Annotated in this window: 1 pseudogene; it reads left to right on the forward strand. The window is 75.3% G+C overall.

The features are described 5' to 3' along the window. Positions 1 to 296 (forward strand): annotated as a pseudogene (locus tag DBR36_RS18435) (biotin--[acetyl-CoA-carboxylase] ligase); the annotation flags it as partial.

Consider the following 296-nt stretch of genomic DNA (forward strand, 5'->3'; position numbering starts at 1 on the left):
GGTGTGCTCATGCCGATCCCCGCCGCCGGATATCCGCGAGCCGCCGCCCACAGTCCCCGCGTCCAGGTCGTTGAGACCACCGACTCCACCAACGCGGACGTCGTCGCCGCCGTCACGGCCGACCCCGCGGGGTGGCCGCACCTGTCGCTGCTCGTGACCGACGATCAGCGGGCCGGGCGCGGTCGGCTCGATCGCTCGTGGACGGCTCCGGCGGGCACCGCCCTGGCCGTCTCGGTCGTCGTCGACGCCTCGACCATCCCCACCGCGCTGCGGGGGTGGATCCCGCTCGTGGCGGG

It is taken from the genome of Microbacterium sp. HMWF026, from assembly GCF_003061325.1.
In the GTDB taxonomy this organism is placed as follows: Bacteria; Actinomycetota; Actinomycetes; order Actinomycetales; family Microbacteriaceae; genus Microbacterium; species Microbacterium testaceum_E.